This is a genomic window from Mycobacterium celatum (assembly GCF_002101595.1).
Classification (GTDB): Bacteria; Actinomycetota; Actinomycetes; order Mycobacteriales; family Mycobacteriaceae; genus Mycobacterium; species Mycobacterium celatum.
Genome location: NZ_LQOM01000020.1, coordinates 16,646 through 39,957, shown reverse-complemented (window position 1 = coordinate 39,957; position 23,312 = coordinate 16,646). Strand labels below are relative to the sequence as shown.

Below are 23,312 nucleotides of genomic sequence, written 5' to 3'. Positions count from 1 at the left end.
GTGCCCTTTCCCGATGTCGTTATCCCGCTGGATAGCCCACGGATTTGATTTCGGTGTACTGGTCGAACCCGGCCACACCGTTCTGCCGCCCCACGCCGCTGTACTTGTATCCGCCGAACGGGGTGTCGGCGCCGTACGGAGCGCCGCCGTTGACGCCGATGAAGCCGGCCCGAATACGGCGCGCCACCGCCAATGAACGCTCCAAAGACCCCGACATGACATTGCCGGCCAACCCGTAAGGGCTGTCGTTGGCGATCCGGATCGCATCTTCCTCGTCGTCGAATGGGATCACAGCCAGCACAGGCCCGAAGATCTCCTCCTGGGCGATCGTCATCGAGTTGTCGACGTCGACGAAAAGCGTTGGCCGCACGAAGAACCCCTTGTCGAACCCGGTCGGCGCGTCCGGACCGCCGACCAGCGCCGTCGCGCCCTCGTCGACGCCCTTTTGGATGTAGCCCAGCACCCGCTTGCGTTGTCTGTCCGAAATGACCGGGCCGCACAAGGTTCCGGGATCCTGCGGGTCTCCGGGCACGACGTTCTCGTAGATGCTCTTGAGGATCGCCACGCCCTCGTCGTAGCGGGACCGCGGCAGCAGCATTCGGGTCGGGTTGGCACAGCCCTGCCCGGCGTGCATACATGGCGCGATGCCGATCGCGCAGGCCATCCCGAAGTCGGCGTCTTCCAGCACGATCGTGGCCGATTTGCCGCCGAGCTCGAGGAACAGCCGCTTCATGGTCGCCGCGCCCTTTTCCATGATTCGCTTGCCGACCGCGGTCGAGCCGGTGAACGAGATCAGGTCCACTTTCGGCGACAGCGTGAGTTCCTCACCCACCAGGTGATCCGATGCGGTGACGACGTTGACGACACCGGCGGGGATGTCGGTCTTCTCGGCGATCAGCCGGCCCAGGCGGGTCGCATTGAACGGGGTGTCCGGCGCCGGTTTGAGCACCACGGTGTTGCCGGTGGCCAGCGCTTGGCCGATCTTGTTGATCGTGACCTCGAACGGGAAGTTCCACGGCACGATCGCACCGACCACCCCGGCCGGTTCCCGCCACACCTTGCGCGTGGTGAGCGTGCCGGTGATGCTGATCGTCTTGTCGCCCAGGTCAGTTTCCCACGGGTACTCGTCGATCAGCTTGGCGGGATAGCGAAGCCCGTCTTCCAGCGGGGCGTCCAGGTGGGGTCCGAACGTGATGGCCCGCGGCGCGCCGGCTTCGAGGATGAGTTCCTCGCGCAGCTCTTCGCGCTCGGCGTCGATCGCGTCGTGCAGTTGCAACAGGCAGCGCTGACGCAGCTTGTGGTTGGTCGACCAGTCGGTCTCGTCGAAGGCCCGCCGGGCCGCGTCGATGGCCCGGTGCATGTCCTCCCTCGACGCGTCGGCGACTTCGCCGATCGCCTCCTCGGTAGCCGGGTTGATGTTGGTGAAGGTGCCGGCCTGGCCGTCGACGAGTTTGCCGTCGATCATCATTTTCGACTCGAAACGGACCTTTACAGCCTCAGTCATGGTTATCGCTCTCTGTGGTTGGGGTGCTGCGCAGCGCGCCGGAACGCGGGATGCCCATCGCCAGACGGGTCATCCTATGGAGAGCCTTACTGGAAAGCAGCCGGTTGGCAACCATCAACATGCGGGCGTCGACGCCGACGGCATGCCGCGCGAACGGCGCACGGTCGTCCAGCGCCTCGGCGAGATGCAGGGCGAAACGATCCGGCGGCCGCGCCAGCAACGTCATCGCGGCGCGGCCCCGCCGGTCGATCTTGTTGTGCAACGCCGCGTACGGCCCGCTGAAGTCACGGAGGTCCGAGGTCCCCTCGTCGGTGATGATGTCGGTGTCGAAGGTTCCCGTCACCAAGATGGTGACGCCCAGTCCGAACGGTGCTACCTCGCCGGCCAGCGATTCGGCCCAGCGTTCGAGTGCGCCCTTGGCCGCGGAGTACGCCGACGTCTCGGGCATGCCCCGTACCCCGCCCTGGCTGGAGATCACCACGATGCGCCCCCGGCCCGCGGTCCGCATCGACGGCAACAGCGTCTTGGTGAGCAATACCGGCCCGAAGATGTGGGTGGCAAACATCCGCTCCCACAGGTCCATTGGCGTCTCTTCGAGCATCCCGGCGGCCGAGATCCCCGCATTGTGCACCAGCGCATGGGGAGCTCCGACGACTTCGACGATGGCCTTGGCGGCGGCCGTCACCGATGCGGAGTCGGTGAGGTCCAGCGGGACGGCGATCAGTCGGGAACCGTCAACTGCGGCACCAATATTCGATTGCAGTGCTTCCAGCCCAGTTTCGGGCGAGCGCATCGCTGCCACCACTCGCCATCCCCGCTTGTGCAGGACCACGGCCGAGGCCAGGCCGAGTCCGCGCGAGGCGCCGGTGATGACGACGGTGCGCGGGTCACCCATGGCCGGGCCCACATCGCCCGCCGTCCGGAGGCGGCTCGACATGCGGACGTCCGTTCGGCTGTGCGCTCATCCAGGTTGACCAGATACCGACCGAGTATGGTCCGGGTTGTCCGTTCTTTTCGTAGAAGCCTTGCGGGTCATACACTTTGGCTTCCGGATACGGCCACGGACAGGCGACCGAGGTGGCGGTCCTGGTCCACTTGATGATCGCGAAGCCGGTGCCGTAGCCGAAGTAGGCGAGGTTGACCAGCACGAACATCACCACGAACATGCCGAGTGCGGGCCGGCCGGCGAACATCCGCGCCCGCTGGGCCAACTTCTCGGCCACGGTGCGGCCGGTGTCGTCGCGGTAGAGCAGTACACCGGCCGGGATCATCACGAACGTCACCATCACCGTTTCCCAGACGAAGGGGAATTGGTACGTCTCTCCGGCGAACGCCGAGCCGAACGGAACGACTTGCGAGTAGATGTAAAAGCCGGTGCGCACCAACGTCATCTCGAGCATCGCGTCGACGACGATCCCGACCGGCAAAATGATCAACGCCATACTGATCAGCGGGTGACGCCAGACAAACGAGTCGACGGGCCTGCGGGCCTGAATCCTGCGCAGAATCCAGATCGCCGGAAAGTACGGGCCCAGGTAGAACATGATGTACCCGATCACCAGGAACGGTTCCACCGTCGGCGACAGTGACACCAGCGGCCAGTCCTCCGGCCAGTGCCACAGTTCCGGGTTGTACACCGCATACGGTGACCAGTTCATGATGGGGTCCTGCCAGACGATGAGCGTCGTGACGATTCCCATCAGCAGCACAGGGTGTTTGGGATGACGCCGCCACACCACCACGTAGACCGCGATAATGGTGAGCATCGAGACGATCGTGAAGATCTGGAACAGATCCAGCCAATGGTGATAGCCGAACAACGGCTCCACCGGCCTTGGCGCGCCATGGACCTCGGGATTGCGGATGCGCGGCGACACCGCACCCTTGCGAGCGTTGGCGGCAACGAGCGCCAGTAGCACCAGCGCGACCGCGACCCACACGGGTCCGGCCCATGAGCGCTGCCGCAGTTCGGCGGGCGGGGCGGTAGCAGGTGTTGTCTGCTCGGCGGTCACGGGCTACTCCTCACCGAAGCGGTCGACGAGGTGGGAGTTGACGCCGTCGGGATCGAGCTTGCGGGCCACCAGGTACCCGGCGCCCATCCACGCACGGCGGGTCCAGTTCCCGAACGACACTCGGGTGCCGGGTGCGCCGGAGGCGGCAGGCATCATCTTCACGCGCTCGAGGGCTTCCTTGACCCCGCGCGGGCTCAACGGATGCGCGTCGCTCAAGGCGCGCACCAACGTCATCGCAACATCGCGGTTGACGACGGGCACACACCATTCCGGGCGCCGGCCATAGGCCTCGTGGTATTCGTCGAGGAACTTTTGGCCGACCATGTTGCCCTCGTCGTACTGGTCGACGCCGGTCCAGCCCATGAACCCGTTCCACATGATCGGGTTGAGCCAGGCGTTCTGGAACGCGGTGCTGGTGAACCGGGGCGGATTCCAGTCCAGCGTCTCGAGCGCCGGATTGATGAAGACAATCCCGAACCCGAAGCCGCAGTGCACCAATGCGCTGGGCCTGGCGTCGTGAACGGTTCGGACCGCCTCGCTGACATCCTGGGCCGTCTGCGCGATGGCGGCCTCCGCAACAATGCGAATACCTCTGCGCTGGCAGGCTTTACGGAAGTTCTCCAGATAGGTCGTGCCCACCAACGACTGCTCGACGAGAACGCCGACTTCGGTGTGCCCACCCTTGGTCAACATGTCCGACCAGAAGATCGGCTCGTCGGTCAGTGATCCCATCGGGAAGGAGAAGACCCACTCCCCCAGGGCCGCATCGGATCCGGTGACGCTGATCGCCGGCACCTTGAAGCGCTCTTCGATGGCTTCACGGGTGGGAACCACATTGTCGGTGATGTTCGGGCCGAAAACGGCCAGGCATCCCTCGTCGCACAGGTCGCCATAGGCGTCGATGACCGCTTTAACCGATCCCTTAGGCAGACCTTCCACCTCGCGGTAGATGATTTCGATGGGTCGATCGAGCAGGCCTTGTTCGCCCGCTTGCCTGAAAACCAGATCGAACGGCTGGGTCAGGTCTTCGAAATATGTCTTCGGAAAGCCCTCTGGCAGACGGAAGTCCATCAGATAGCCGATCTTGATCGGCTCTGCGGTGCTCTCGTAGGACATCTCACCTCCATTGGCGCAGCGCTTACGGCCGCCGTCCCACTACTGAACCTAAAATTTGTTCACACCCTAGCGCGGCTGCCCTCGGATCGTCAATCATCGTGTCCTCCTTGCCCGGGCAGATACACGTCGATCATCTTGTCCAGGCCGCTGGTCACTGCGGCGTCGTCGGTGAGTGGCCCGGCGATCGCGGCCCGGGCGGCTTCGCGGGGGGTCAGTCCCTCGGCGATCAGCCGCCCGGCGGCGATCAGCACCCGCGTCGAGGCCACCTCGCGCAGTCCCGCGGTGTCCAGGCGCCGAATCGCCTGCCCGAACCGCACCAGGTCAACCGCGGTCTCGTGATCGACACCTGCCTCACAAGCAACGATCTTCTCCTCGGCGTCGGGAGTGGGAAAGCCGAATTCGATGGCCACCATACGTTGACGCGTGGAGTCCTTGAGGTCTTTCAAAACGCTTTGGTATCCCGGGTTGAAGGAAACCACCAGGCAGAAACCTGGCGCCGCATCCAGCGTCACCCCCAACCGCTCGATGGGAAGCTGGCGACGGTGGTCGGCCAGTGGGTGCAGCACGACGGTGGTGTCCTGGCGGGCCTCCACCACCTCGTCGAGGTAGCAGATGGCACCGTCGCGCACGGCCCGCGTCAACGGCCCGTCGACCCACTCGGTTTCGCCGCCGCGCAGCAGAAATCGGCCCACAAGATCCGCAGTCGTCAAGTCGTCGTGGCAGGCCACCGTGATGAGCGGTCGATCCAGGTCGTGGGCCATGGCCTCGACAAAGCGCGTCTTCCCGCAACCAGTGGGGCCTTTGAGCACCACCGACAACCCTTGCCGGAACGCCGCTTTGAACACATGCTCCTCGTTTGCGACCGGCACGTAGTAGGGCCGCGGTCCCTGTCTTTGGCTAGTCATGCCACCATCCGTCGTCGAAGGTCTGCCGAGGCCAAGGCTGATCGGAACAACGGACCGATCAGTTTGTTCACTTGGTCAAGCCGCGGAATGGTTGCATGCGCAGCGCTGCCAAATACCCGCTGCAGCTCGGCGACGTCCGTGGCGGCACCGATGGTCAGGCAAAGGCAGCCGATGCCACGCCGACGGGCTTCGGCCAGCGCCCGACGCGCATCGGCCGCGCCGTAGTCACGTTCGTAACCGTGGTCGTACGCCAATCCGTCGGACAACACGACCAACAACCGCCGCGCCGTGCCTCCCCGGCGTTCCAATACGGCGGTGCCGTGCCGGATCGCGGCACCCAATCTGGAGTAGCCGCCAGGTGTTAGACCCCACAGACGCCGCATCGCCAGGGCGTCGAGAACGTCGTCGAACCGTTTCACCGGTAGCAGATGCACCGCGGATCGACCGTGAGAACGAAAACCGTACAACGCCAAGCGATCTCCCAGATCGTGCAACGCCGCGATCAACGCGGCGGCCGCCGCGCGCTGCTGCTCGTGCACGGTATGGCCGATCGTTCCCGATTCGGCCGACGAACCCGAGATGTCAAGAAGGATCAGCACGGAAAGGTCGCGGCGGCGGCGCAGACTGTCGACGTAGACCGCTTCGCCGGGCGCTGACCCGGCGATGGTCTCCACACGCGCCTCGACGGCCGCATCGATGTCGACGTCGTCGCCCTGGACCTGGCGGTGATATCGGTCGAGACCCACCGCGAGTCGGGCGAGTGCTCGACGCAACCGGTACCCGCCGGACAGGCTGATCGACGCGGCGTCGCCGGGTCTGGGCGCAACTTCCTGCACGGTGCACCAGTTCGGCCGATACTGCCCACGACGAAAGTCCCACTCGGGGTAGTTAATTCCCGCGGCCGCGCCGGCGAGGTCGTACTCGTCGACGGCGAGCGCCACGGTCGATACGACGGCAGATCCGCCGCCGCGGATGCCCGATCGGTGCGTCGGTCCATCGGCGCCCGGCGGTCCATTTCCGTTGAGCCGGCGCACCGAATCCAGCATGTTCTTGAGCCACCGGCCGAGAGCACCTCCGGCGCCGACCGGGCTCGAGAAGAAATCCGCGGTATCATTCGAGTCGGGGACCTCAAGTTCTGGCAAGGGCTTGCCCCGTTGAGCAGCGTGTGTACCAGATTGGCTTGTCGCTCGACTCTTGCTGGCAGCCAACATCTTTCGCGGATAGATGGTACCGAATACCGTCGGCGGCTCGCTGCCGACCGCGCGGCTGCTCGCCAGAGCCAGCGAGCCTGTCGGCGAGTCGCTGCGGCCCGCCATATCGCGGTCCACGAGCAAAGACACCGCTGCCGGCAGCAACTCCTCGTTGGCCGCAAGCGCCCGATGTCCCTCTATCGCAAGGTATCGCGCAGTCAGGCCACGCCGCCGGCCAAGACGGCGTGCGACGGCCGGCTCCAGGCTTCCCGCGGCCAGGAGGCAGGCTTGGACGGCCACTGCCTGCAACTGGTGGCGCGGGCCGGCGCCGGAGTCGAGAAATATCGTCTTACCGTCCGTCCACGCCGGCTCACCCGGACCGGCAGCCGCCACCTCGACGCTGCGGCCGGCGATCGCAGACGCCAGCATGCTCCATCGCGGCAAGGCATCGGTTGCAGTGTGGTTCGCCAACGACTCTCACCACCAATTGTTGACCAAATATCTGTTCCACCCTAGAGTCCGTGCTGTCCGCAGTCAATCAACTCCGATGGTGCAACGAATGATCGATTTCACCGACCAAGTCGTGATCGTCACCGGCGCGGGCCGTGGACTCGGTCGCCTCTACGCGCTCGAATTGGCCCGGCGCGGTGCGTCAGTAGTGGTCAACGACCTCGGCGGCTCCATGCACGGCGACGGCGCCGACACCGCGGTGGCCGACACGGTTGTCGCCGAGATCGAGGCCGCCGGCGGTACAGCGGTAGCGTCGCACGACTCGGTGGATACACCCGAGGGCGGCGAGGCCATTGTCGCATCGGCGGTCGAGCGATTCGGCCGCCTGGACGCAGTGGTCAGCAACGCCGGCATTTTCACCACGATCCCGTTCGAAGAATTGTCGGCCGACGACTGGCGGCGCATGTTACGCGTACACCTCGACGGCGGCTTCTATTTGAGTCACCCGGCATATCGAGTGATGAAGTCGGCAGGCTACGGCCGCTTCGTGTTCATCTCGTCGTCCGGCGGAATGTTCGGGCAACCGCTGGAAGCCCACTACGCCGCCGCCAAAGCCGGACTGGTTGGACTGGCGAACGTGATCGCTATCGAGGGTGAACCACACGGGATCCGCGCTAATACCGTATTGCCGTTCGGGTTTTCCCGGATGGTGACCGAAACCGTTGGCGACCCCAAGGGGCTCGAGGAGACCGGTTTTCTGAAAGTGATCCAGCCCGAACTCGTCGTGCCGATCGTCGTCTACCTCGCCAGCCGGGCCTGCGGCTTCACCCATCAAAACTACTCGGCCTGTGCCGGCCGGTTCGCGCGGGTTTTTGTCGGCCTCGGCGAAGGCTGGCTCGCCGAACCTGGCAGTAACCCGACTGCCGACGACATTGCCGCACACCTGCCCGAAGTGACTGCGACAGAACCGTTCACGGTGCCCGCCTCGATCTTCGACGAAGTGTTCGGCGTCTGCGACCGGCTCGGGATCGACGTATTCTCGCAGTGACGCCAGCCTCCCGGCAAAGTAGCTACTGTCTGGTAGCGTTTAACCAAACATTCGGTCAGTAGGTCCTCTAGCGGGAGCTGTGGAGGTGACGTGGGGCGCCAGCAACCAGCCGAGGCGGCAACCTCTGCCGGCCTTGCCGGCGGCGCCTACGACGACAGCACGCGCCGGACCGAGATCCTTCAAACCGCCGCGTCGCTGATCGCCTCCTCTGGGTTACGCACCTCGCTGCAGGAAATCGCCGACGCCGCAGGCATTCTGCCGGGAAGCTTGTATCACCATTTCGAGTCGAAGGAAGCGATCCTGGTCGAGCTGGTCCGGCGGTATTACGCCGATCTGGAACGCATTGGAGACATCGCATATCAGAAATTAGACGACCCGGGCTCGCGGCCCGTCTCCGAAACGATCACCGAACTGGGCTCGGCCATCGCGCGCTGCGCCGTGGCACACCGCGCGGCCCTGCAGATGTCGTTCTACGAGGCGCCGAGCGCAAATCGCGAGCTGGTGGAACTGCTGCGCCATCCCCCGACCGCAGTCCAGCAGGCGATGCTGCAAACCCTGCGCGCGGGCAGGTGGAGCGGCTATATCCGGGCGGACATCGATCTTCCGACGCTGGCGGACCGGATGTGCCAGTCGATGATGCACGTCGGTCTCGACGTCATCCGCCACACCGCCGCCGCCGATCAGGCCTCCGCACTGCTGTGCCGCATCATGTTGCAGGGGCTGGCCAGTCGCGAGCACAGCGACCAAGAGTTGGATCGCTCCAACGCATTTGCGGCCGCGGAAGCGGCGATCAAGACATGGCCGGAGACGGATTCCGAGGGCAACGACAAAGCCGCCCACGTTCGCGCGGTTGCCCGAGCCGAGTTCGGCCGCAAAGGATATGAAGTCACCACAGTCCGCGACATCGCTTCGGCGGCAGGTCTGGGCACCGGGACCGTCTATCGGCTGATCGGGTCCAAGGACGAGCTACTTGCCTCGATCATGGAGTCGTTCGGTAAGAAAGCCGGGGGTGGCTTCGTCAGCGTCCTTCGCGCGGATGCGACGCCCATCGAGAAGCTGGATGCGCTGGCCTGGGTCAACATCAACGCGCTGGATCAGTTTCCGGATGAGTGGAAGATCCAGCTGGCCTGGATGCGGCAGTCCCCACCCGATACCCCGAATCCCGGCCTGCTGTTCACCACACGCCTGCGGCAACTCAAAACACTGCTGTCCGAAGGGATTCGGTCAGGCAATATCCGTGTCGAGACTCCCTCCGTCGAGATGCTGGCTCGATGCGTGATGGATGTCATCTGGATGCCCGAAAACATCGTGCGGGACCAGGGAAAGAGCGCGGCACTGGTGCATGCCCGCGACACCGTCGTGCGCGGCGTCGCACAGCGCAACACCGGTCGTTAGGCCCAGCCCGAAATGGGGTATTGAACCAAAAATATGTTCCCCGTAGAGTTTTTGCGTGCCCGCAGAGTGGCGGGCCACGAGAAGAGGGAGAGCAATGACCGGCATCGAGCAATTCCGGTACGACGGCAAGCGAGTGCTCGTCGTGGGTGGCGCCACCGGCATGGGGGCAGCCGCCGCCCAGACGGCAGCAGCCCTCGGTGCCGAGGTGATTGTGATGGACTACGCGCCCATCTCCTATGAGGCCGCCCGCGAGGTGAGAGTCGATCTATCCGACCGATCCTCGATCGACTCTGCGGTCGACCAGGTCGAGGGACCCATCGACGCCATCTTCTCGGCCGCCGGCGTTGCCGACGGGCCAAAGCTGATGAGAGTCAACTTCATCGGTCATCGCCATCTCATCGACCGGGTTCGGGCCGACGGCAAGCTTTCGCGCGGTTCGGCGATCTGCTTCATCTCCTCGGTCGCCGGGATGGGCTGGGAGAACGACTTGCCGCTGCTGCAGGAATTCTTGGCCACGCCTGACTACGAATCGGCCGACGCCTGGGTCACGGCCCACGAGCCGGAAGGCCTCATCCACTACGGCTTCAGCAAGAAGGCCATCAACGCCTACGTGGCGACCCAGGCTTTCCCCTTGCTGAAAGAGGGGGTGCGCATCAACGCCATCTGTCCCGGACCGACCGACACGCCACTGGCCCGCGCCAACGCCGACCTGTGGCTGACCTTCGCCCAGGACTACCGCGACGCCACCGGCTGCCAAGTCCACACGCCTGAGCAGATGGCCAACACGATGTGCTTCCTCAACAGCCAGGCGGCCAGCGGCATCAGCGGTGTGACCCTGCTCGTCGACAACGGGCACGTGATGTCCTCGCTCACCGGAGCGTTCCCGCCCGGAAAGCCCATCATGGATCTGATCATGGGCCGCGTTTCGCTTGCCTAGAGCGCGTGACGGGGCAACGTGAGCGGCGCCCTCGTACATCGACAGATTCCATGGGAAACTCGTTGAGCCCCAGGGGATCTGCCTGCGCGGTAAATCACAATACATGGCCGGCCGTCGCTTGGTCACAGCTCCGCTGCGCGACGGGGTAGATGTCTGTCTTCGACGCCGCGGGCCGATGCCACCTAATCTTTGTTCTAACACGATGGCGGCAGCCGCTTCCCCAATTCGACCAACAGCCGCCCAAAAATGACGGCGCACTGGTAGAAAGACGTGCGACGTACCCCGTGGGAATGGAGGTGGCCGGTGGGGGTCCGGTTCGTCGCGGTCGCGGTGACGGCTTCGGTGTTGGCGCTAGGGACTTCGGGTTGCTTCCTGCACTCGGAGAGGGTGCCGCAGAAAACGGCACGGGTCACGGTCAACAACACCACTCGGACATCGCATGCAGTTTCCTGTAGTCAGGTGCAGTGGTTGCTGACCGCCGACATCGGCGCGGCGCCTGCACACGTCCAGGCGGTCGTGCGTCTCGATGCGGAGAAGCCCAAACCTGAGTCGGTGCATATCGACAACTTCGACGGCTTCACCGGCGTTGCCGACGCTGGAGTTGGCAAGGCCAAGGCAGCTTTTGCCGGGGACACCTACACCATCACGGGCACTGCCCAGGGCACTGACCCGAACAATGTCAACACGCCAGCCACGGCCGACTTCAAGATCGAAGTGAGTTGTTGATCGTCACCGGATAGATTTACTGCAATGACAAGCACCATCCTGCTCAGCGTCGCGGTGATCGCCTCCGTTCTGTTAAGCCTTTGGCTCGTCCAGCGGGGCGGTCGCAATCGCTGAGGGTCGCCGTGCTTAATCGGGCGGGGGAGCCCCTTTGGCAATCGCGTCCGCCTCAAGTCGCAGCCTGATCGCCCGCGCCCGCGCCTCAGCGGCCAAAGCTTCCGCTTCGCCGGCCGCTGCCCGCGCCCGCGCCTGGGCGGCGACGGCCTCCGCTTCGGCGGCTTCTGCCCGCGCCCGCCCCTCGGCCGCCAGCGCTTCCGCTTCGCTGGCTTGCGCCCGCGTCCGTGCGCGCGCCCGAGCCTCGGCGGCCAGCGCTTCGGCTTCGCGAGCCTCGGCGAGGGCCCGCGCCTGCGCCGACACTGCCTGGGCCGCAGCGGCTTCTGCCCGCTCCCGGGCCTGGGCGGCCAGCGCTTCGGCTTCGCCCGCCGCTGTCCGCGCTCGCGCCTCGGCGGCCACGGCTTCGGCTTCTGCAACTTCTGCACGCTTCCGTGCTTGCGCGGCCACAGCTTCAGCGGCGGCGGCTTCCGCCCGCTCCCGTCGTCGCGCCCGGGCCTGGGTTGCCAGCGCTTCGGCTTCGCGGGCTTCGGCGCGCGCCCGCGCCTGCGCCGACACGGCTTGAGCCTCAGCTGCTTCCGCTCTCGCCCGCGCCTGGGTCGACACCGCTTGGGCCTCAGCCGCTTCCGCCCTCGCCCGCGCCTGGGCGGAAGCGGCTTCAGCTTCGGCAGCTTCTGCCCGCTTCCTCACCTGGGCGGCTACAGCCGCGGCGTCAGCGGCTTCGGCCCGCGCCCGCCTCCGCACCTGGGCCTCAGCGGCTAGCGCTTCGGCTTCTGCCGCCCCTGACCGCGCCCGCGCCTCGGCGGCCACAGCTTCGGCTTCGGCGGCGTCTGCCCGCACTCGCGCGTCGGCGGCCAAGGCTTCCGCTTCGCCGGCTTCTGCCCGCGCTCGCGCCTCCGCAGCCAACGCTTCCGCTTCAGCGGCCAGAACTCCGGCCTCGGCGGCCAGCGCTTCGGCTTCTGCCGCCCCTGACCGCGCCCGCGCTTCATCGGCCAGAGCTTCTGCTGCGCCGGCTCGTGCCTGCGCCCGATCCTCGGCTCTCAACTTGACTCGCGGCAGCTTTCGCGGGGTCGGTGGCCTCGTGTGGCTGTCGCGCGGTTGGCGGCTGCGTTTCGGCGGGGCCGGCGTAACGTGTGCCGGTCGCGCAACCGCCTTTTTCGGGCCGTTGAAGAAATCCACCACGCCTAGGGCCAGGCCGGCCAGCCCGATCGTCAGTGGCACCGCAAAAGCCACAGCCGCGCTGTCTGGCCAGCTCATCATGGCCGCGTCCTAGAACCGCACCGCGGTAATAACGGACCCCGCGGACGCCCTCGCCGCCCGCGGATGCCGACCCGGCCCCCTATTTTCTCGGAGACCACCGCAACCACTGCATGATCCCTCTCCTTCGAGGAGATACCGGCTGTAGCGTACTGCCACAGCCCTCGCGACGGCGGGATAACCACTCGCTTCTGGGCAAGATGTCTTTACAAGTCGGGTGGTTTTTGACTGCTTAGGCGAGCTAGCTCAACGACGAGCGGGCCGTGCAGCCCGACGCAGGAAGGCCCGTCGAGGTATCCGCCCAGGAGACGAATGTGCTTGCGCTACAAGACAGTTTGCATGCGCGGCAGTCCACACGTTGTGCGGGCGGAGGGACTCGAACCCTCAAGCTCTTTCGAGCACGGGCACCTAAAACCCGAGCGGTTGCCAGTTTCGCCACGCCCGCAGGCCAACGATCCTATCGCTGCAATCGAGCGACCAATCTGTCGGTGCCGCGGCCGACGTTGAGCTCCAACGCCAGGAGGGGCCATGCGATCCGCGGAGGAATTCGAAGCTGTGCAGCGCCTCGTCATGTCCGGCCTAAACGACTGCGCGATCGCACGACAGACCGGGATTCCGCGACCCACGGTGTGGGGCTGGCGGCGCCGGCCACCAACTCGAGCGAGGGCTAGGAGTGGGTCGTCAGCCTGCGGTATCGATCATGATTTCGCGGCGCTACCGGCAGCTGCGTACTGCTACTTGCTCGGCCTCTACCTCGGCGATGGCTGCATCTCGCGGCACCCCCGCGCCTGGCGACTGAGAATCATTCTCGACGCCAAATACCCTGCGATCGTCGACCGTTGCCGCGAGGCGATGGACGTCCTGATGGCAGGACAGCGGGCGGCAACGCTACGTCGTAAGAGTCGATGCGTCGAGGTCTCGCTGTACTCCAAGCACTGGCCATGCCTGCTTCCACAGCATGGTCCCGGCCGCAAACACTTGAGACCGATCCGATTGGAGCCCTGGCAGGAAGTACTCGTTAAGGAAGCCACCGAGGACTTCATCCGCGGCCTGATCGACAGCGACGGCTGCCGCGTGGTGGCCAATGACCGCGGCGTCCGAAGCGTCCGCTATCACTTCTCGAACCGCTCCGACGATATCCGCGGGCTGTTCTGTGCCGCGCTCGACGACCTCGGCATTCCGTGGACGCTGCCGAGCAAATACCAGGTTGCGATCTACCGCAAGGCGGCGGTCGCGCGACTCGACGAGTTCGTCCGACCGAAGGGGTGAGCGGTACCGTCTAATCGTGTCCACTACACGGCGTCGGAGATGGGCGCTCGTCGCGCTTGTGATCGTCGCTGCCTGCGGTTGTCTGGCGCTGGGCTGGTGGCAGTGGACCAGGTTTCAGTCGGCGTCGGGCACCTTCCAGAACCTGGGCTACGCGTTGCAGTGGCCGCTGTTCGCCGGGTTCTGTGTGTACGCCTATCGCAAATTCGTCCGCTACGAAGAAGCACCCCCCGAGCCGCCGCACGACCACACCATGACGGAGATACCCGACGGACTGCTGCCGGAGCGACCGAAACCGGTAGCCCAAGCGGACGACGATCCCGCACTGCGGGAGTACAACGCTTACCTGGCCGAGCTGGCGAAGTCCGACCACCAGAGACAGAAGAGGACCACCACATGACCACACCGGGGACCGTGCCGGTTGCAAAGATCCGCACCGCGCTGTTGGGCTACCGCGTCATGGCGTGGACGACGGGTATCTGGCTGATCGCGCTGTGCTACGAGATCGTCTCGCACCTGGTCTTCCATCACGAGATCCGGTGGATCGAAGTCGTGCACGGCTGGGTGTACTTCATCTACGTGTTGGCCGCGTTCAACCTCGCAATCAAGGTCCGCTGGCCGATTGGCAAAACGATCGGCGTGCTGCTGGCCGGCACCATTCCGCTGCTTGGCATCATCGTCGAGCACTTCCAGACCCGAAACGTCAAGGCGCGCTTTGGCTTATAGCCCGTCGACTGTGCGGTTTGATACGGCCACACCGGCGTGTCGCGTATGAAACCGCACAGTCGCGACGGCGCGGCTAGGACAGCTCACGTAACGCCGGCACCAACTGCCTCAGCGCACGGCCGCGGTGCGACACCGCGTCCTTCTCGTCGGGGCTGAGCTGCGCCGCGGTGCGATCCGAGCCGTCGGGAACAAAGACCGGGTCGTAGCCGAAGCCGCCGTCGCCGCGCGGCTCGTACGCGATGCTGCCCGGCCACTCGCCGCGCACCACGACTTCGCCCGACCCCGACACCAGCGCACACGCCGACACGAACGCCGCGCCGCGACGCTCGTCGGGCACATCGCGTAACTGCGCCAACAGCAGCACGGTGTTGGCGGCGTCGTCGCCATGCACACCGGCCCACCGGGCCGACAACACCCCGGGCATGCCGTTCAACGCCTCCACTTCCAGGCCTGAATCGTCTGCGACACAAGGCAACCCACTGGCGGCAAACCCGTCACGCGCCTTGGCCAGCGCGTTGTCTTCAAATGTGGCACCGGTTTCCGGCGATTCCTCGAACGGCGCGACGTCGTCGAGTGACACCAACTCCATTGTCAACCCGGCCGCGTCCAGCACCCGCCGCAGCTCGGCCAGCTTCTTCGGGTTGCGGCTGGCCACCAGCAAGCGGGTCAGCTTCCGAACGCCTTTTGCGGCGGCGGACCTTCGGGCAGCACACCCGGATAGGGCAGCGCCAACGCTTCGCGCTGCGCGGCGAACAGCTTGTCGCACGCGGCCAGCGCAGCGTCGAGCAGCTTGTCCAGCGTCGAGCGCGGGAACGTCGCACCCTCGCCCGTCCCTTGCACCTCGACCAGCGTCCCGGTGTCGGTGGCGACGACGTTCATGTCGACCTCGGCGCGCGCGTCTTCCTCGTAGGGCAGGTCCACCCTGATCCGGCCGTCGACCACGCCGACACTGACCGCGGCGATCGCACACGACACCGGCCGCGGATCGGACAGCTTGCCGGCCGCCGACAGATAGGTCACCGCGTCCGCCAACGCCACGTAGGCACCGGTGATCGCGGCGGTGCGGGTGCCGCCGTCAGCCTGCAGGACGTCGCAGTCGATCGCAATTGTGTTCTCCCCCAACGCCGCAAGGTCGATACAGGCCCGCAGCGAGCGTCCGACCAGCCGGCTGATCTCCTGAGTACGCCCGGACAGCCGGCCCTTCACCGATTCCCGGTCGCCGCGAGTATGAGTGGCCGCCGGCAGCATCGCGTATTCGGCGGTGAGCCAACCCAAGCCGGACCCTTTGCGCCAGCGCGGCACGCCCTCGATGACGCTTGCCGTGCACATGACCTTGGTGTGGCCGAACTCCACCAATACCGAACCCGCCGGATGTGAGGTGAAGCCGCGGGTGATGACCACGGGGCGAAGCTCGTCGTCGAGGCGGCCGTCTTCTCGTCTGGACACGCCGCCTACCCTAATCGGTCAGCTCGCGGGGCTGCCCGAGTGCATGATCTCGAACGTCTCGCCGCACACCACCGCATGCACCGGCCCGTCGAACTCCGCCTTGGCCTCGCTGATCACGTCCTCGCGCGACGTCCACGGCGGAATGTGGGTGAGCAGCAACTCGTGCACCCCGGCTTCCGCCGCGACCCGGCCGGCCTCGGTGCCCGACAGATGCAAACCGCCCGGACGATGCGGTGAATGCGTCCAGGACGCCTCGCACAGAAAGACGTCGGCGTCGCGAGCCAAGTCGATGAGCGCATCGCAGTAGCCGGTGTCGCCGCTGTAGACGAACGACACTCCGTCGGGATCGGTGAACCGCAGGCCGTACGACTCGGTCGGGTGGGCCACGACGCGGGGCAGAACCGTCAGCGTGCCCAGCGTCACCGGCTCGTTGTCGACCCAATGGTGGATGTCGAAGATGTCGGAGAAGTCGTCGATCTCCCCGCCGTACGGCGACGACGCCGCGCCCAGCCGCGACCACGTGTCGCTCGGGCCATACATCAACGCCTTGCCCGTCGGCGGTGTCGGGTGGTAGCGACGCCACACGAACAGCCCGGGCAGATCAAGGCAGTGGTCGGCGTGCAGATGCGACAACAGTACGTGCACCGCACTCGGATCGGTTTGGTGTTGCAGCGCCCCCAGGACGCCTCCCCCGAAGTCGATGACCAGCGGTGGAGTGTCCGGCGCCCGCAGCAGATATCCCGATGCCGGCGAATCAGGACCCACCACGCTGCCGGAGCAGCCGAGGACGGTCATTCGCACGTTGCCTACTGTGCCATGTTCGGCACCGTGTTGGCGAAAACATCACGGCTTTACTACGCGACGGCGACTATCTCGATATACCGACGTGACGATGAACGGGTTGGACCCCGGTGACGGCGGGTCCGAGGAACCGCGCGGCCAGCTTGGTGAACGCCTCCGGGTCGCCGGTGGCCTCGAAGACTCGGGTGGCCGGCGGCGCATCATGCGGGCGCAACAGGTCGCGTTCGGTGAGCACCCGCAGCAATTCCTTGGCGGTCTCCTCGGCGCTGGAAACCAACGTGACCGTGTCACCCATCGCCAATTGGATGAGCCCGGACAACAGCGGGTAATGGGTGCAACCGAGCACCAGGGTGTCGACGCCGGCGCGCTGCAGCGGCTCGAGGTAGCCCTCCGCCAGGCCGAGCACCTGGCGCCCGCTGGTGATGCCGCGTTCGACGAAGTCGACGAAACGCGGGCAGGCCACCGCGGTGATCTCGGTGTCGCGGGCGGCGGCGAACGCGTCCTGGTACGCGTGCGAGGTGATGGTGGCCTGGGTGCCGATGACCCCGATGCGGCCGTTGCGGGTGGCGACGACGGCGCGGCGCACGGCCGGCAGGATCACCTCGACGACGGGCACGTCGTAGCGTTCGCGGGCGTCGCGCAGGCAGGCCGAGGACGCCGAATTGCACGCAATGACAAGGGCTTTCACGCCGCGCTCGACCAGGTCGTCGCCGATGGCCAACGCGTGCGCGCGAATCTCGGGAATGGTGAGTGGACCGTACGGGCCGTTGCCGGTGTCGCCGACGTAGATGATGTCCTCGTCGGGCAGCTGGTCGATGATCGCGCGGGCGACCGTCAATCCCCCGACGCCGGAGTCGAAGATCCCGACGGGTGCCATCACGTCGGTAGCGCCCGTCGGCGTTCGCGGGCCTTACGTTCCGGGCTGGACAACAGGTAAGCCGCCAACACGCCGGCGATGCCGCCGCACAGATGGCCCTGCCACGACACGCCGCCGCACACGTTGAGCACCGGCACCGCGCCCCACAGCACCCCGCCGTAGAGGAACAGCACCACGATCCCGATCACGATCTGCCAGCCCGAGCGGGTGAAGAACCCGAAGACCAACAGGAAGGTCAGCCACCCGAAGATCAGCCCGGACGCGCCGATGTGGTCGGTCTCCCCGCACGGCGAGCCCACGTTGCCGATCAGCCAGGTGCCAAAACCGCCGACGATCCACACGATCGCGGTCGCCCACAGAAACCGCGACAGCCCGGCCAGCGTCACCAGAAAACCGAGCACCAATGCGGGGCCGGTGTTGGCGGCCAGGTGCGCCCAATTCGCGTGCAGCAGCGGCGCGAAGACGATGCCCCACAGCCCGTCGGTCTTTTGCGGGCGAATTCCGTTGCGGTCCAACTGATGTCCGCCCAGCTGGTCGAACAGCTCGACGACGTAGAGCAGCACCACGAAGCTGATGATCGTGGCCCCGCCGACCACCACCGTCGAACGTTTCTTGGGCTGCTGGGCGGGCGGCACCACCGGTCGACTCACGCCCATAGCTGCCCTTCCAACGCGTCCTCGGCTTCGTCCAAGGTACCGGCGTAAGCGCCGGTGGACAGGTACTTCCATCCGGCGTCGGCGACGACGAACGCGATGTCGGCACGCTCGCCCGCCTTGACTGACTTCGCGGCCACCCCCAGTGCGGCGTGCAGCACGGCGCCGGTGGAGATGCCGGCGAAGATGCCTTCGATCTCGATCAGTTCCCGGGTGCGCCGCATCGCGTCGACGCTGCCGACCGAGTAGCGGGTGGTCAGCACGTCAGGGTCGTACAGTTCCGGCACGAAGCCCTCGTCGATGTTGCGCAGTGCGTAAACACCCTCGCCGTAACGGGGTTCGGCGGCCACGATCTGCACGTCGGGCACCCGCTCGCGCAGGAACCGTCCGGTGCCCATCAAGGTGCCGGTCGTGCCCAGTCCGGCGACGAAGTGGGTGATCTCCGGCAGGTCGGCCAGCAGCTCGGGGCCAGTGCCGAGATAGTGGGAGTCGGTGTTGGCCGGGTTGCCGTACTGGTAGAGCATCACCCACGACGGGTTGGCCGCCGCCAGCTCCTTGGCCTTGGCGACCGCGGTGTTCGAGCCGCCCTCGGCCGGCGAGTAGATGATCTGCGCGCCGTAGAGCTCGAGCAGCTGGCGTCGTTCCATCGACGTGTTCTCCGGCATCACGCAGATCAGCCGATAGCCCTTCAGCCGGGCCGCCATCGCCAACGAAATGCCGGTGTTTCCGCTGGTGGGTTCCAGGATCGTCGCGCCCGGCTTGATCAGCCCGTCGGTCTCGGCCTGCTCGATCATCCGCAGCGCGGGCCGGTCCTTGATCGACCCCGTCGGGTTGCGGTCTTCGAGCTTGGCCCACAGCCGCACGTGCGGCTCGGCTGGTCCATCAAGCCAGCGGGGTGACAAGTGCGGCAAACCGACCAGCGGGGTGTTGCCGAGCGCCCCCAGCAACGAGTCGTATCTCATGTGCCGCCGGCGACGGCGGGCAGGATGGTCACCGAGTCGCCGTCGGCGATCGTGGTGTCCAGCCCGCCGGAGAACCGCACGTCCTCGTCGTTGACGTAGATGTTGACGAAGCGGTGCAGCTTGCCGTTATCGACCAGACGCTCGGAGATGCCCGAGTAGTTGGCCTCCAGGTCGCTGATCACCGCCTGTAGCGTGTCGCCGCTGGCTTCGACGCGTTTCTCCCCGCCGGTGTGCGTGCGCAGGATGGTCGGAATGGACACGGTGACGCTCATCAATACTCCTTGACGATGGTGACGGGCTCTTCGGTGACGACGCCGTCGATGATGCGGTAGCTGCGCAGCTCGTGCTGCTCGGGGTCGCGGGTGGACACCAGCACGTAGTGGGCGTCGGGTTCGGCGGCCAGGCTGATGTCGGTGCGGCTGGGATAGGCCTCGGTCGCGGTGTGCGAGTGATAGATCACCACCGGCACCTCGTCAGCCTCGTCCATCGCGCGCCACACTTTGAGTTGCTCGGCCGAGTCGAACCGGTAGAACGTCGGCGAGCGTTCGGCGTTGACCATCGCGATGTGCCGCTCGGGGCGATCCGAACCCTCAGGGCCGGCCAGCACGCCACAGGCTTCGTCGGGGTGGTCGGCCCGGGCGTGGGCGACCATCGCGTCGACCAGGTCGGCACGAATCACCAGCACGTCAGGCTCCTTTTGTCTCGAACGCTCCGGGCAACAGGTCCCGGTAGGTGGGTATTCCGGCCACCGACTCGGCGGCCAGCACACCGTCCAGCACCGCGCGGGCCAAACAATCGGCCGCCGCCGCGCCGACCTGCGTAACCAGCGCGGTCTCCGGGGAGAGCGCGGCCGGTGTTTCGGCCGGCGCCACCTCGACGGCGCCGGTGGCCAGCGCGAATACCGTATCGCCGTCCAGTGGGGTGTGCGACGGCCGGATGGTGCGGGCCAGGCCGTCGTGGGCGGCGATCGCGACCCGGCGGCACGCGGCCGGGCTGAGCGCGGCATCGGTGGCGACCACCGCGATCGTGGTGTTCAGCGGGCTTCGCTCCGCGTTCAGCTGCGCGAACGCCGCGATCTGCTCGGCCGGCGGCGGCGTCAGCCCGAACTCGTCGATCAGGTACGCCAGCCATGGCAGCCCGGTCTTCGTGTCGACCGCCTCCCCCGCGGCGTTGACGACCGCAACCGCCCCGACGGTGACACCCGGCGGCAGCGTCACCGAGGCCGTGCCCACGCCGCCCTTGAGGACCCCCACCCGGGCGCCGGTTCCGGCGCCGACGCTGCCCAGGGCGAAATCGGCGCCGGCAGCTTCGCAGGCGGCGTAGCCGAATTCGGCCGTCGGCCGGCAATCCCAGCCACCGACCGGCAGGTCGAAGATGACCGCGCCCGGCACGATCGGCACCACACCGCCGTCCATCGCCACGCCGCGATCGTGTTCCTCCAGCCAGCGCATCACGCCGTCGGCTGCCGCCAGCCCATAGGCGCTACCGCCGGCGAGCAACACTGCGTCCACATAGCGCACGGTGTTGGCCGGATCGAGCAGGTCCGTCTCACGGGTGCCGGGTGCGCCGCCGCGGGAGTCGACGGCGCCGACCGTGCCCGGCGGGGTCAGCACGACGGTGACGCCGCTCGCCCATCCGGCGCCGAGGGTCGCGTCGGGGTCCAGTCGGTGGTGTTGTCCGACGCGGATGCCCCCGACGTCGGTGATGGAGCTCACCGGGACCCCATCAGCGCCAGCACCAGGTATTCCTGCAGAAAGGTCAGCCACTGATAGACGTCCAGATGCGGGGCCAGCGGATGGTCGTCGGGCAGCTGATCCGGCCCGTCGGGACGGATGTCGAGCATGGTGCCCAGGGCCAGTCGGACGTCGTTGACCGCCGCGATCCAGGCGTTGGCGGCGTCCTCGGTCAACTCGAACCGGCCGCCGTCGTCGGGAACTGTATCCAATAGTTGCTGTGCCGCAACACGTTTGGCATCGATGATCTCCGGCTCGTGCAGGCTGCGCAATGCGGCGTTCAGGCTCTCCGCGGAGTCCTCCGCCTCGTCGTCGGGCTTGTGGAAATCGGGCAACAGCCGCCGCAGCGTCTCGTTGTTGGGGGGTTCGGCGTTGCCGGTCTTCATCCCGGTGATCTGTTCGAGTTCGTCTCGCGGCGAAGAGGATTCGCGTTCGTCGAGCAGGCCCATCATCGAGCCGACCAGGCTCTTGAGCAACGTCGCTTCGTGCGGCGCCAATGCGGACCGAAAACGGGGACCGTCGGCGGTCTCAACCCGCTTCCACTTGCGCACGCCTCGATCTCACCGGTCCTGCTGCATGGTGGCCCAGAGGCCGGCGGCGTGCAGTTTGGTCACGTCGACTTCCATCTCTTCTCGACTGCCCGACGACACCACCGCCTTGCCCTCGTTGTGCACCTGCAGCATCAGCTTGGTGGCATGCGGTTCGCTGTAGCCGAACAACTTCTGGAAGACGTACGTCACGTAGTTCATCAGGTTGACCGGGTCGTCCCACACGATCGTGACCCACGGACTGGCCGTGACTTCCTCCCGGTCGATGACCGGGGCGACCTGCTGCGAACCACTGGTTCCCGGCTTGGTCGGTGCTGACGCAACCATGGCTTCCAGGATACCGATACCGTTGCGTGGTGACCCTGGGGTTGCTGACCGACAAATACGAGCTGACGATGCTGGCGGCCGCGCTGCGCGACGGCACCGCGGCGCGGCGGAGTACCTTCGAGTTGTTCGCCCGCCGGCTGCCCGACGGGCGGCGCTACGGCGTCGTCGCCGGCACCGGCCGCTTCCTGGAAGCGTTGCCGCACTTCAGGTTCGACGACGCGGCGCTGACGTCGCTGGCGGAATTTCTCGACTCGCACACACTGGACTACCTTCGCGATTTCCAGTTCCGCGGCGACGTCGACGGCTACGCCGAGGGCGAGCTGTACTTCCCCGGATCGCCGGTGCTTTCGGTGCACGGCAGTTTCGCCGAATGCATCGTGCTGGAAACACTCGCGCTGTCGATTTTCAACCACGACAGCGCGATCGCATCGGCGGCCGCACGGATGGTCAGCGCCGCGGCGGGCCGGCCGCTGATCGAGATGGGCTCCCGGCGCACCCACGAGCACGCCGCCGTCGCGGCGGCCCGCGCCGCCTACATCGCCGGCTTCGCCGCGTCGTCGAACCTCGAAGCGCAGCGGCGCTACGGCGTGCCCGCCGAGGGCACCGCCGCGCATTCGTTCACCTTGCTGCACACCGGCCCGGACGGGCCCGACGAACCGGCCGCCTTCCGCGCCCAGGTGGAGGCGCTGGGCGCCGACACCACACTGCTGGTGGACACCTACGACGTGACGACCGGCGTCGCCAACGCGGTGGCGGCCGCCGGAACCCGGCTCGGCGCGGTGCGGATCGACTCCGGCGAGCTGGGCGTGCTGGCCCGCCAGGTTCGCGAACAACTGGACCGGTTGAGCGCGACGCAGACCCGGATCGTGGTCTCCGGCGACCTCGACGAGTTCGCCATCGCCGCGCTGCGGGCCGAACCGGTGGACAGCTACGGGGTGGGTACCTCGCTGGTCACCGGGTCCGGCGCACCGACCGCCAACATGATCTACAAGTTGGTCGAGGTCGACGGCATCCCGGTGCAGAAGCGCAGCACCCACAAGGAGTCACACGGCGGGCGCAAACAAGCTGTGCGGACGAGCCGCCCGACCGGCACGATCACCCAGGAGATCGTGTATCCCGCGGGTCAACCACCCGACACCGCCGAGCCGTGCCGGGTGCTGACGGTTCCTCTGGTGCGCGACGGCGAACCTGTGGCCGACACGGATCTCGGCGTGGCGCGCAAGCTGGTGGCGTCGGGCTTGCGAAGCTTGCCCTGGGAGGGTCTGATGTTGTCGCACGGCGATCCCGCGATCCCCACCACGCAAATCCCGGCCTCACACCGATAA

General features: G+C 66.5%; 26 protein-coding genes and 1 tRNA gene. 8 read left to right on the top strand and 19 right to left on the bottom strand.

Translation table 11 applies throughout. The features are described 5' to 3' along the window. Nucleotides 1–19 precede the first annotated feature (19 nt). From AWB95_RS06075 to AWB95_RS06050, 6 genes are all read right to left on the bottom strand, one after another. The gene (locus AWB95_RS06075) at nt 20–1,504 is read right to left on the bottom strand and encodes an aldehyde dehydrogenase family protein (protein ID WP_062539834.1); all 1,485 of its coding nucleotides are present in this window, start codon (nt 1,502–1,504) and stop codon (nt 20–22) included. Beyond that, nucleotides 1,497–2,399 (bottom strand): SDR family oxidoreductase, encoded by a 903-nt coding sequence (locus AWB95_RS06070; RefSeq protein WP_062539851.1) that lies wholly within the window; start codon nt 2,397–2,399, stop codon nt 1,497–1,499. Before AWB95_RS06070 ends, AWB95_RS06075 begins: the two co-directional genes overlap by 8 nt. Next, a complete protein-coding gene (locus AWB95_RS06065) occupies nt 2,392–3,516 on the bottom strand; it encodes a spirocyclase AveC family protein (protein WP_062539835.1) in 1,125 nt (374 codons plus the stop codon). The genes AWB95_RS06070 and AWB95_RS06065 overlap by 8 nt, the downstream gene beginning before the upstream one ends. A 3-nt stretch (nt 3,517–3,519) precedes the next feature. Further along, nucleotides 3,520–4,632: an ABC transporter substrate-binding protein gene (locus tag AWB95_RS06060; protein WP_062539836.1), complete on the bottom strand. Its 1,113-nt coding sequence runs from the start codon at nt 4,630–4,632 to the stop codon at nt 3,520–3,522. An 89-nt stretch (nt 4,633–4,721) separates the two neighbouring features. After that, nucleotides 4,722–5,537, bottom strand: a complete 816-nt coding sequence (locus AWB95_RS06055) for a CbbQ/NirQ/NorQ/GpvN family protein (protein ID WP_062539837.1) — start codon at nt 5,535–5,537, stop codon at nt 4,722–4,724. Further along, entirely contained in the window at nt 5,534–7,156 is a 1,623-nt protein-coding gene (locus tag AWB95_RS06050; RefSeq protein ID WP_062539838.1) for a nitric oxide reductase activation protein NorD, read from the bottom strand. Before AWB95_RS06050 ends, AWB95_RS06055 begins: the two co-directional genes overlap by 4 nt. A 130-nt stretch (nt 7,157–7,286) precedes the next feature. Between AWB95_RS06050 and AWB95_RS06045 the strand changes: the two genes are divergently transcribed. The 4 genes from AWB95_RS06045 (at nt 7,287) to AWB95_RS06030 (ending at nt 11,283) form a co-directional block, all read left to right on the top strand. After that, nucleotides 7,287–8,225 carry an SDR family NAD(P)-dependent oxidoreductase gene (locus AWB95_RS06045; RefSeq protein WP_062539852.1) on the top strand — a complete coding sequence of 313 codons (939 nt, stop codon included), beginning with the start codon at nt 7,287–7,289 and terminating at the stop codon, nt 8,223–8,225. Between the two features lie 90 nt (nt 8,226–8,315). Continuing rightward, nucleotides 8,316–9,620 carry a TetR/AcrR family transcriptional regulator gene (locus AWB95_RS06040; protein ID WP_062539839.1) on the top strand — a complete coding sequence of 435 codons (1,305 nt, stop codon included), beginning with the start codon at nt 8,316–8,318 and terminating at the stop codon, nt 9,618–9,620. Nucleotides 9,621–9,714: 94 nt separating this feature from the next. Continuing rightward, nucleotides 9,715–10,557: an SDR family oxidoreductase gene (locus tag AWB95_RS06035; RefSeq protein WP_062539840.1), complete on the top strand. Its 843-nt coding sequence runs from the start codon at nt 9,715–9,717 to the stop codon at nt 10,555–10,557. Nucleotides 10,558–10,827: 270 nt separating this feature from the next. Beyond that, on the top strand, nt 10,828–11,283 hold the full coding sequence (locus tag AWB95_RS06030) for a lipoprotein LpqH (RefSeq protein WP_084707095.1): 456 nt from the start codon (nt 10,828–10,830) through the stop codon (nt 11,281–11,283). 126 nt (nt 11,284–11,409) lie between these two features. Here the strand turns inward: AWB95_RS06030 and AWB95_RS06025 are convergent, their stop codons facing one another. Then, nucleotides 11,410–12,651 (bottom strand): hypothetical protein, encoded by a 1,242-nt coding sequence (locus AWB95_RS06025; protein ID WP_085167832.1) that lies wholly within the window; start codon nt 12,649–12,651, stop codon nt 11,410–11,412. 358 nt (nt 12,652–13,009) lie between these two features. Beyond that, nucleotides 13,010–13,093: transfer RNA gene (locus tag AWB95_RS06020), tRNA-Leu, on the bottom strand. Nucleotides 13,094–13,386: 293 nt separating this feature from the next. Here AWB95_RS06020 and AWB95_RS06015 point away from each other — a divergent pair. From AWB95_RS06015 to AWB95_RS06005, 3 genes are read left to right on the top strand one after another with little or no spacing between them, the layout of a single operon-like run. Next, on the top strand, nt 13,387–13,917 hold the full coding sequence (locus tag AWB95_RS06015; RefSeq protein ID WP_238600903.1) for a hypothetical protein: 531 nt from the start codon (nt 13,387–13,389) through the stop codon (nt 13,915–13,917). A gap of 16 nt (nt 13,918–13,933) precedes the next feature. Continuing rightward, on the top strand, nt 13,934–14,314 hold the full coding sequence (locus AWB95_RS06010; protein WP_062538929.1) for a hypothetical protein: 381 nt from the start codon (nt 13,934–13,936) through the stop codon (nt 14,312–14,314). Next, on the top strand, nt 14,311–14,640 hold the full coding sequence (locus AWB95_RS06005) for a DUF3817 domain-containing protein (RefSeq protein WP_062538930.1): 330 nt from the start codon (nt 14,311–14,313) through the stop codon (nt 14,638–14,640). Before AWB95_RS06010 ends, AWB95_RS06005 begins: the two co-directional genes overlap by 4 nt. Nucleotides 14,641–14,713: 73 nt before the next feature. Here the strand turns inward: AWB95_RS06005 and rdgB are convergent, their stop codons facing one another. The 11 genes from rdgB to clpS all read right to left on the bottom strand — a co-directional run bounded on the left by rdgB (nt 14,714) and on the right by clpS (nt 21,987). Next, nucleotides 14,714–15,310, bottom strand: a complete 597-nt coding sequence (rdgB, locus tag AWB95_RS06000) for an RdgB/HAM1 family non-canonical purine NTP pyrophosphatase (protein WP_062538937.1) — start codon at nt 15,308–15,310, stop codon at nt 14,714–14,716. Then, the gene (rph, locus tag AWB95_RS05995; RefSeq protein WP_062538931.1) at nt 15,307–16,086 is read right to left on the bottom strand and encodes a ribonuclease PH; all 780 of its coding nucleotides are present in this window, start codon (nt 16,084–16,086) and stop codon (nt 15,307–15,309) included. The genes rdgB and rph overlap by 4 nt, the downstream gene beginning before the upstream one ends. Nucleotides 16,087–16,104: 18 nt before the next feature. Continuing rightward, nucleotides 16,105–16,881: a cyclic nucleotide-degrading phosphodiesterase gene (locus tag AWB95_RS05990; protein WP_062538936.1), complete on the bottom strand. Its 777-nt coding sequence runs from the start codon at nt 16,879–16,881 to the stop codon at nt 16,105–16,107. A 73-nt stretch (nt 16,882–16,954) separates the two neighbouring features. Continuing rightward, nucleotides 16,955–17,764, bottom strand: coding sequence for a glutamate racemase (gene murI, locus AWB95_RS05985; RefSeq protein WP_062538932.1), 810 nt, complete (start codon nt 17,762–17,764; stop codon nt 16,955–16,957). Then, nucleotides 17,764–18,420 (bottom strand): rhomboid family intramembrane serine protease, encoded by a 657-nt coding sequence (locus AWB95_RS05980; RefSeq protein ID WP_099539594.1) that lies wholly within the window; start codon nt 18,418–18,420, stop codon nt 17,764–17,766. The genes murI and AWB95_RS05980 overlap by 1 nt, the downstream gene beginning before the upstream one ends. Then, nucleotides 18,411–19,379 (bottom strand): cysteine synthase, encoded by a 969-nt coding sequence (locus tag AWB95_RS05975; RefSeq protein ID WP_062538933.1) that lies wholly within the window; start codon nt 19,377–19,379, stop codon nt 18,411–18,413. The genes AWB95_RS05980 and AWB95_RS05975 overlap by 10 nt, the downstream gene beginning before the upstream one ends. After that, entirely contained in the window at nt 19,376–19,651 is a 276-nt protein-coding gene (locus AWB95_RS05970) for a MoaD/ThiS family protein (RefSeq protein ID WP_062538934.1), read from the bottom strand. The genes AWB95_RS05975 and AWB95_RS05970 overlap by 4 nt, the downstream gene beginning before the upstream one ends. Continuing rightward, nucleotides 19,651–20,064, bottom strand: a complete 414-nt coding sequence (locus tag AWB95_RS05965) for a M67 family metallopeptidase (RefSeq protein ID WP_062538935.1) — start codon at nt 20,062–20,064, stop codon at nt 19,651–19,653. The genes AWB95_RS05970 and AWB95_RS05965 overlap by 1 nt, the downstream gene beginning before the upstream one ends. A gap of 1 nt (nt 20,065) precedes the next feature. Continuing rightward, a complete protein-coding gene (locus AWB95_RS05960; RefSeq protein ID WP_085167830.1) occupies nt 20,066–21,094 on the bottom strand; it encodes a P1 family peptidase in 1,029 nt (342 codons plus the stop codon). Continuing rightward, nucleotides 21,091–21,663 (bottom strand): oxidative stress transcriptional regulator AosR, encoded by a 573-nt coding sequence (aosR, locus tag AWB95_RS05955; protein WP_062541805.1) that lies wholly within the window; start codon nt 21,661–21,663, stop codon nt 21,091–21,093. The genes AWB95_RS05960 and aosR overlap by 4 nt, the downstream gene beginning before the upstream one ends. Before the next feature lie 9 nt (nt 21,664–21,672). Beyond that, nucleotides 21,673–21,987: an ATP-dependent Clp protease adapter ClpS gene (gene clpS, locus AWB95_RS05950; protein ID WP_062541806.1), complete on the bottom strand. Its 315-nt coding sequence runs from the start codon at nt 21,985–21,987 to the stop codon at nt 21,673–21,675. Between clpS and AWB95_RS05945 the strand changes: the two genes are divergently transcribed. After that, nucleotides 21,972–23,312 (top strand): nicotinate phosphoribosyltransferase, encoded by a 1,341-nt coding sequence (locus AWB95_RS05945; protein ID WP_420799437.1) that lies wholly within the window; start codon nt 21,972–21,974, stop codon nt 23,310–23,312. The genes clpS and AWB95_RS05945 overlap by 16 nt on opposite strands.

What these genes read in the sequence shown, in the direction of transcription:
- clpS (WP_062541806.1), bottom strand. Translation starts at nt 21,987, where the DNA reads ATGGTTGCGTCAGCACCGACCAAGCCGGGAACCAGTGGTTCGCAGCAG.
- AWB95_RS06035 (WP_062539840.1), top strand. Translation starts at nt 9,715, where the DNA reads ATGACCGGCATCGAGCAATTCCGGTACGACGGCAAGCGAGTGCTCGTC.
- AWB95_RS05975 (WP_062538933.1), bottom strand. Translation starts at nt 19,379, where the DNA reads ATGAGATACGACTCGTTGCTGGGGGCGCTCGGCAACACCCCGCTGGTC.
- AWB95_RS06070 (WP_062539851.1), bottom strand. Translation starts at nt 2,399, where the DNA reads ATGGGTGACCCGCGCACCGTCGTCATCACCGGCGCCTCGCGCGGACTC.
- murI (WP_062538932.1), bottom strand. Translation starts at nt 17,764, where the DNA reads ATGGCACCCGTCGGGATCTTCGACTCCGGCGTCGGGGGATTGACGGTC.
- AWB95_RS06075 (WP_062539834.1), bottom strand. Translation starts at nt 1,504, where the DNA reads ATGACTGAGGCTGTAAAGGTCCGTTTCGAGTCGAAAATGATGATCGAC.
- AWB95_RS06045 (WP_062539852.1), top strand. Translation starts at nt 7,287, where the DNA reads ATGATCGATTTCACCGACCAAGTCGTGATCGTCACCGGCGCGGGCCGT.
- AWB95_RS05970 (WP_062538934.1), bottom strand. Translation starts at nt 19,651, where the DNA reads ATGAGCGTCACCGTGTCCATTCCGACCATCCTGCGCACGCACACCGGC.
- AWB95_RS06060 (WP_062539836.1), bottom strand. Translation starts at nt 4,632, where the DNA reads ATGTCCTACGAGAGCACCGCAGAGCCGATCAAGATCGGCTATCTGATG.
- AWB95_RS06025 (WP_085167832.1), bottom strand. Translation starts at nt 12,651, where the DNA reads ATGATGAGCTGGCCAGACAGCGCGGCTGTGGCTTTTGCGGTGCCACTG.
- AWB95_RS05980 (WP_099539594.1), bottom strand. Translation starts at nt 18,420, where the DNA reads ATGGGCGTGAGTCGACCGGTGGTGCCGCCCGCCCAGCAGCCCAAGAAA.
- AWB95_RS06055 (WP_062539837.1), bottom strand. Translation starts at nt 5,537, where the DNA reads ATGACTAGCCAAAGACAGGGACCGCGGCCCTACTACGTGCCGGTCGCA.
- AWB95_RS06050 (WP_062539838.1), bottom strand. Translation starts at nt 7,156, where the DNA reads ATGCTGGCGTCTGCGATCGCCGGCCGCAGCGTCGAGGTGGCGGCTGCC.
- AWB95_RS06005 (WP_062538930.1), top strand. Translation starts at nt 14,311, where the DNA reads ATGACCACACCGGGGACCGTGCCGGTTGCAAAGATCCGCACCGCGCTG.
- AWB95_RS05990 (WP_062538936.1), bottom strand. Translation starts at nt 16,881, where the DNA reads ATGACCGTCCTCGGCTGCTCCGGCAGCGTGGTGGGTCCTGATTCGCCG.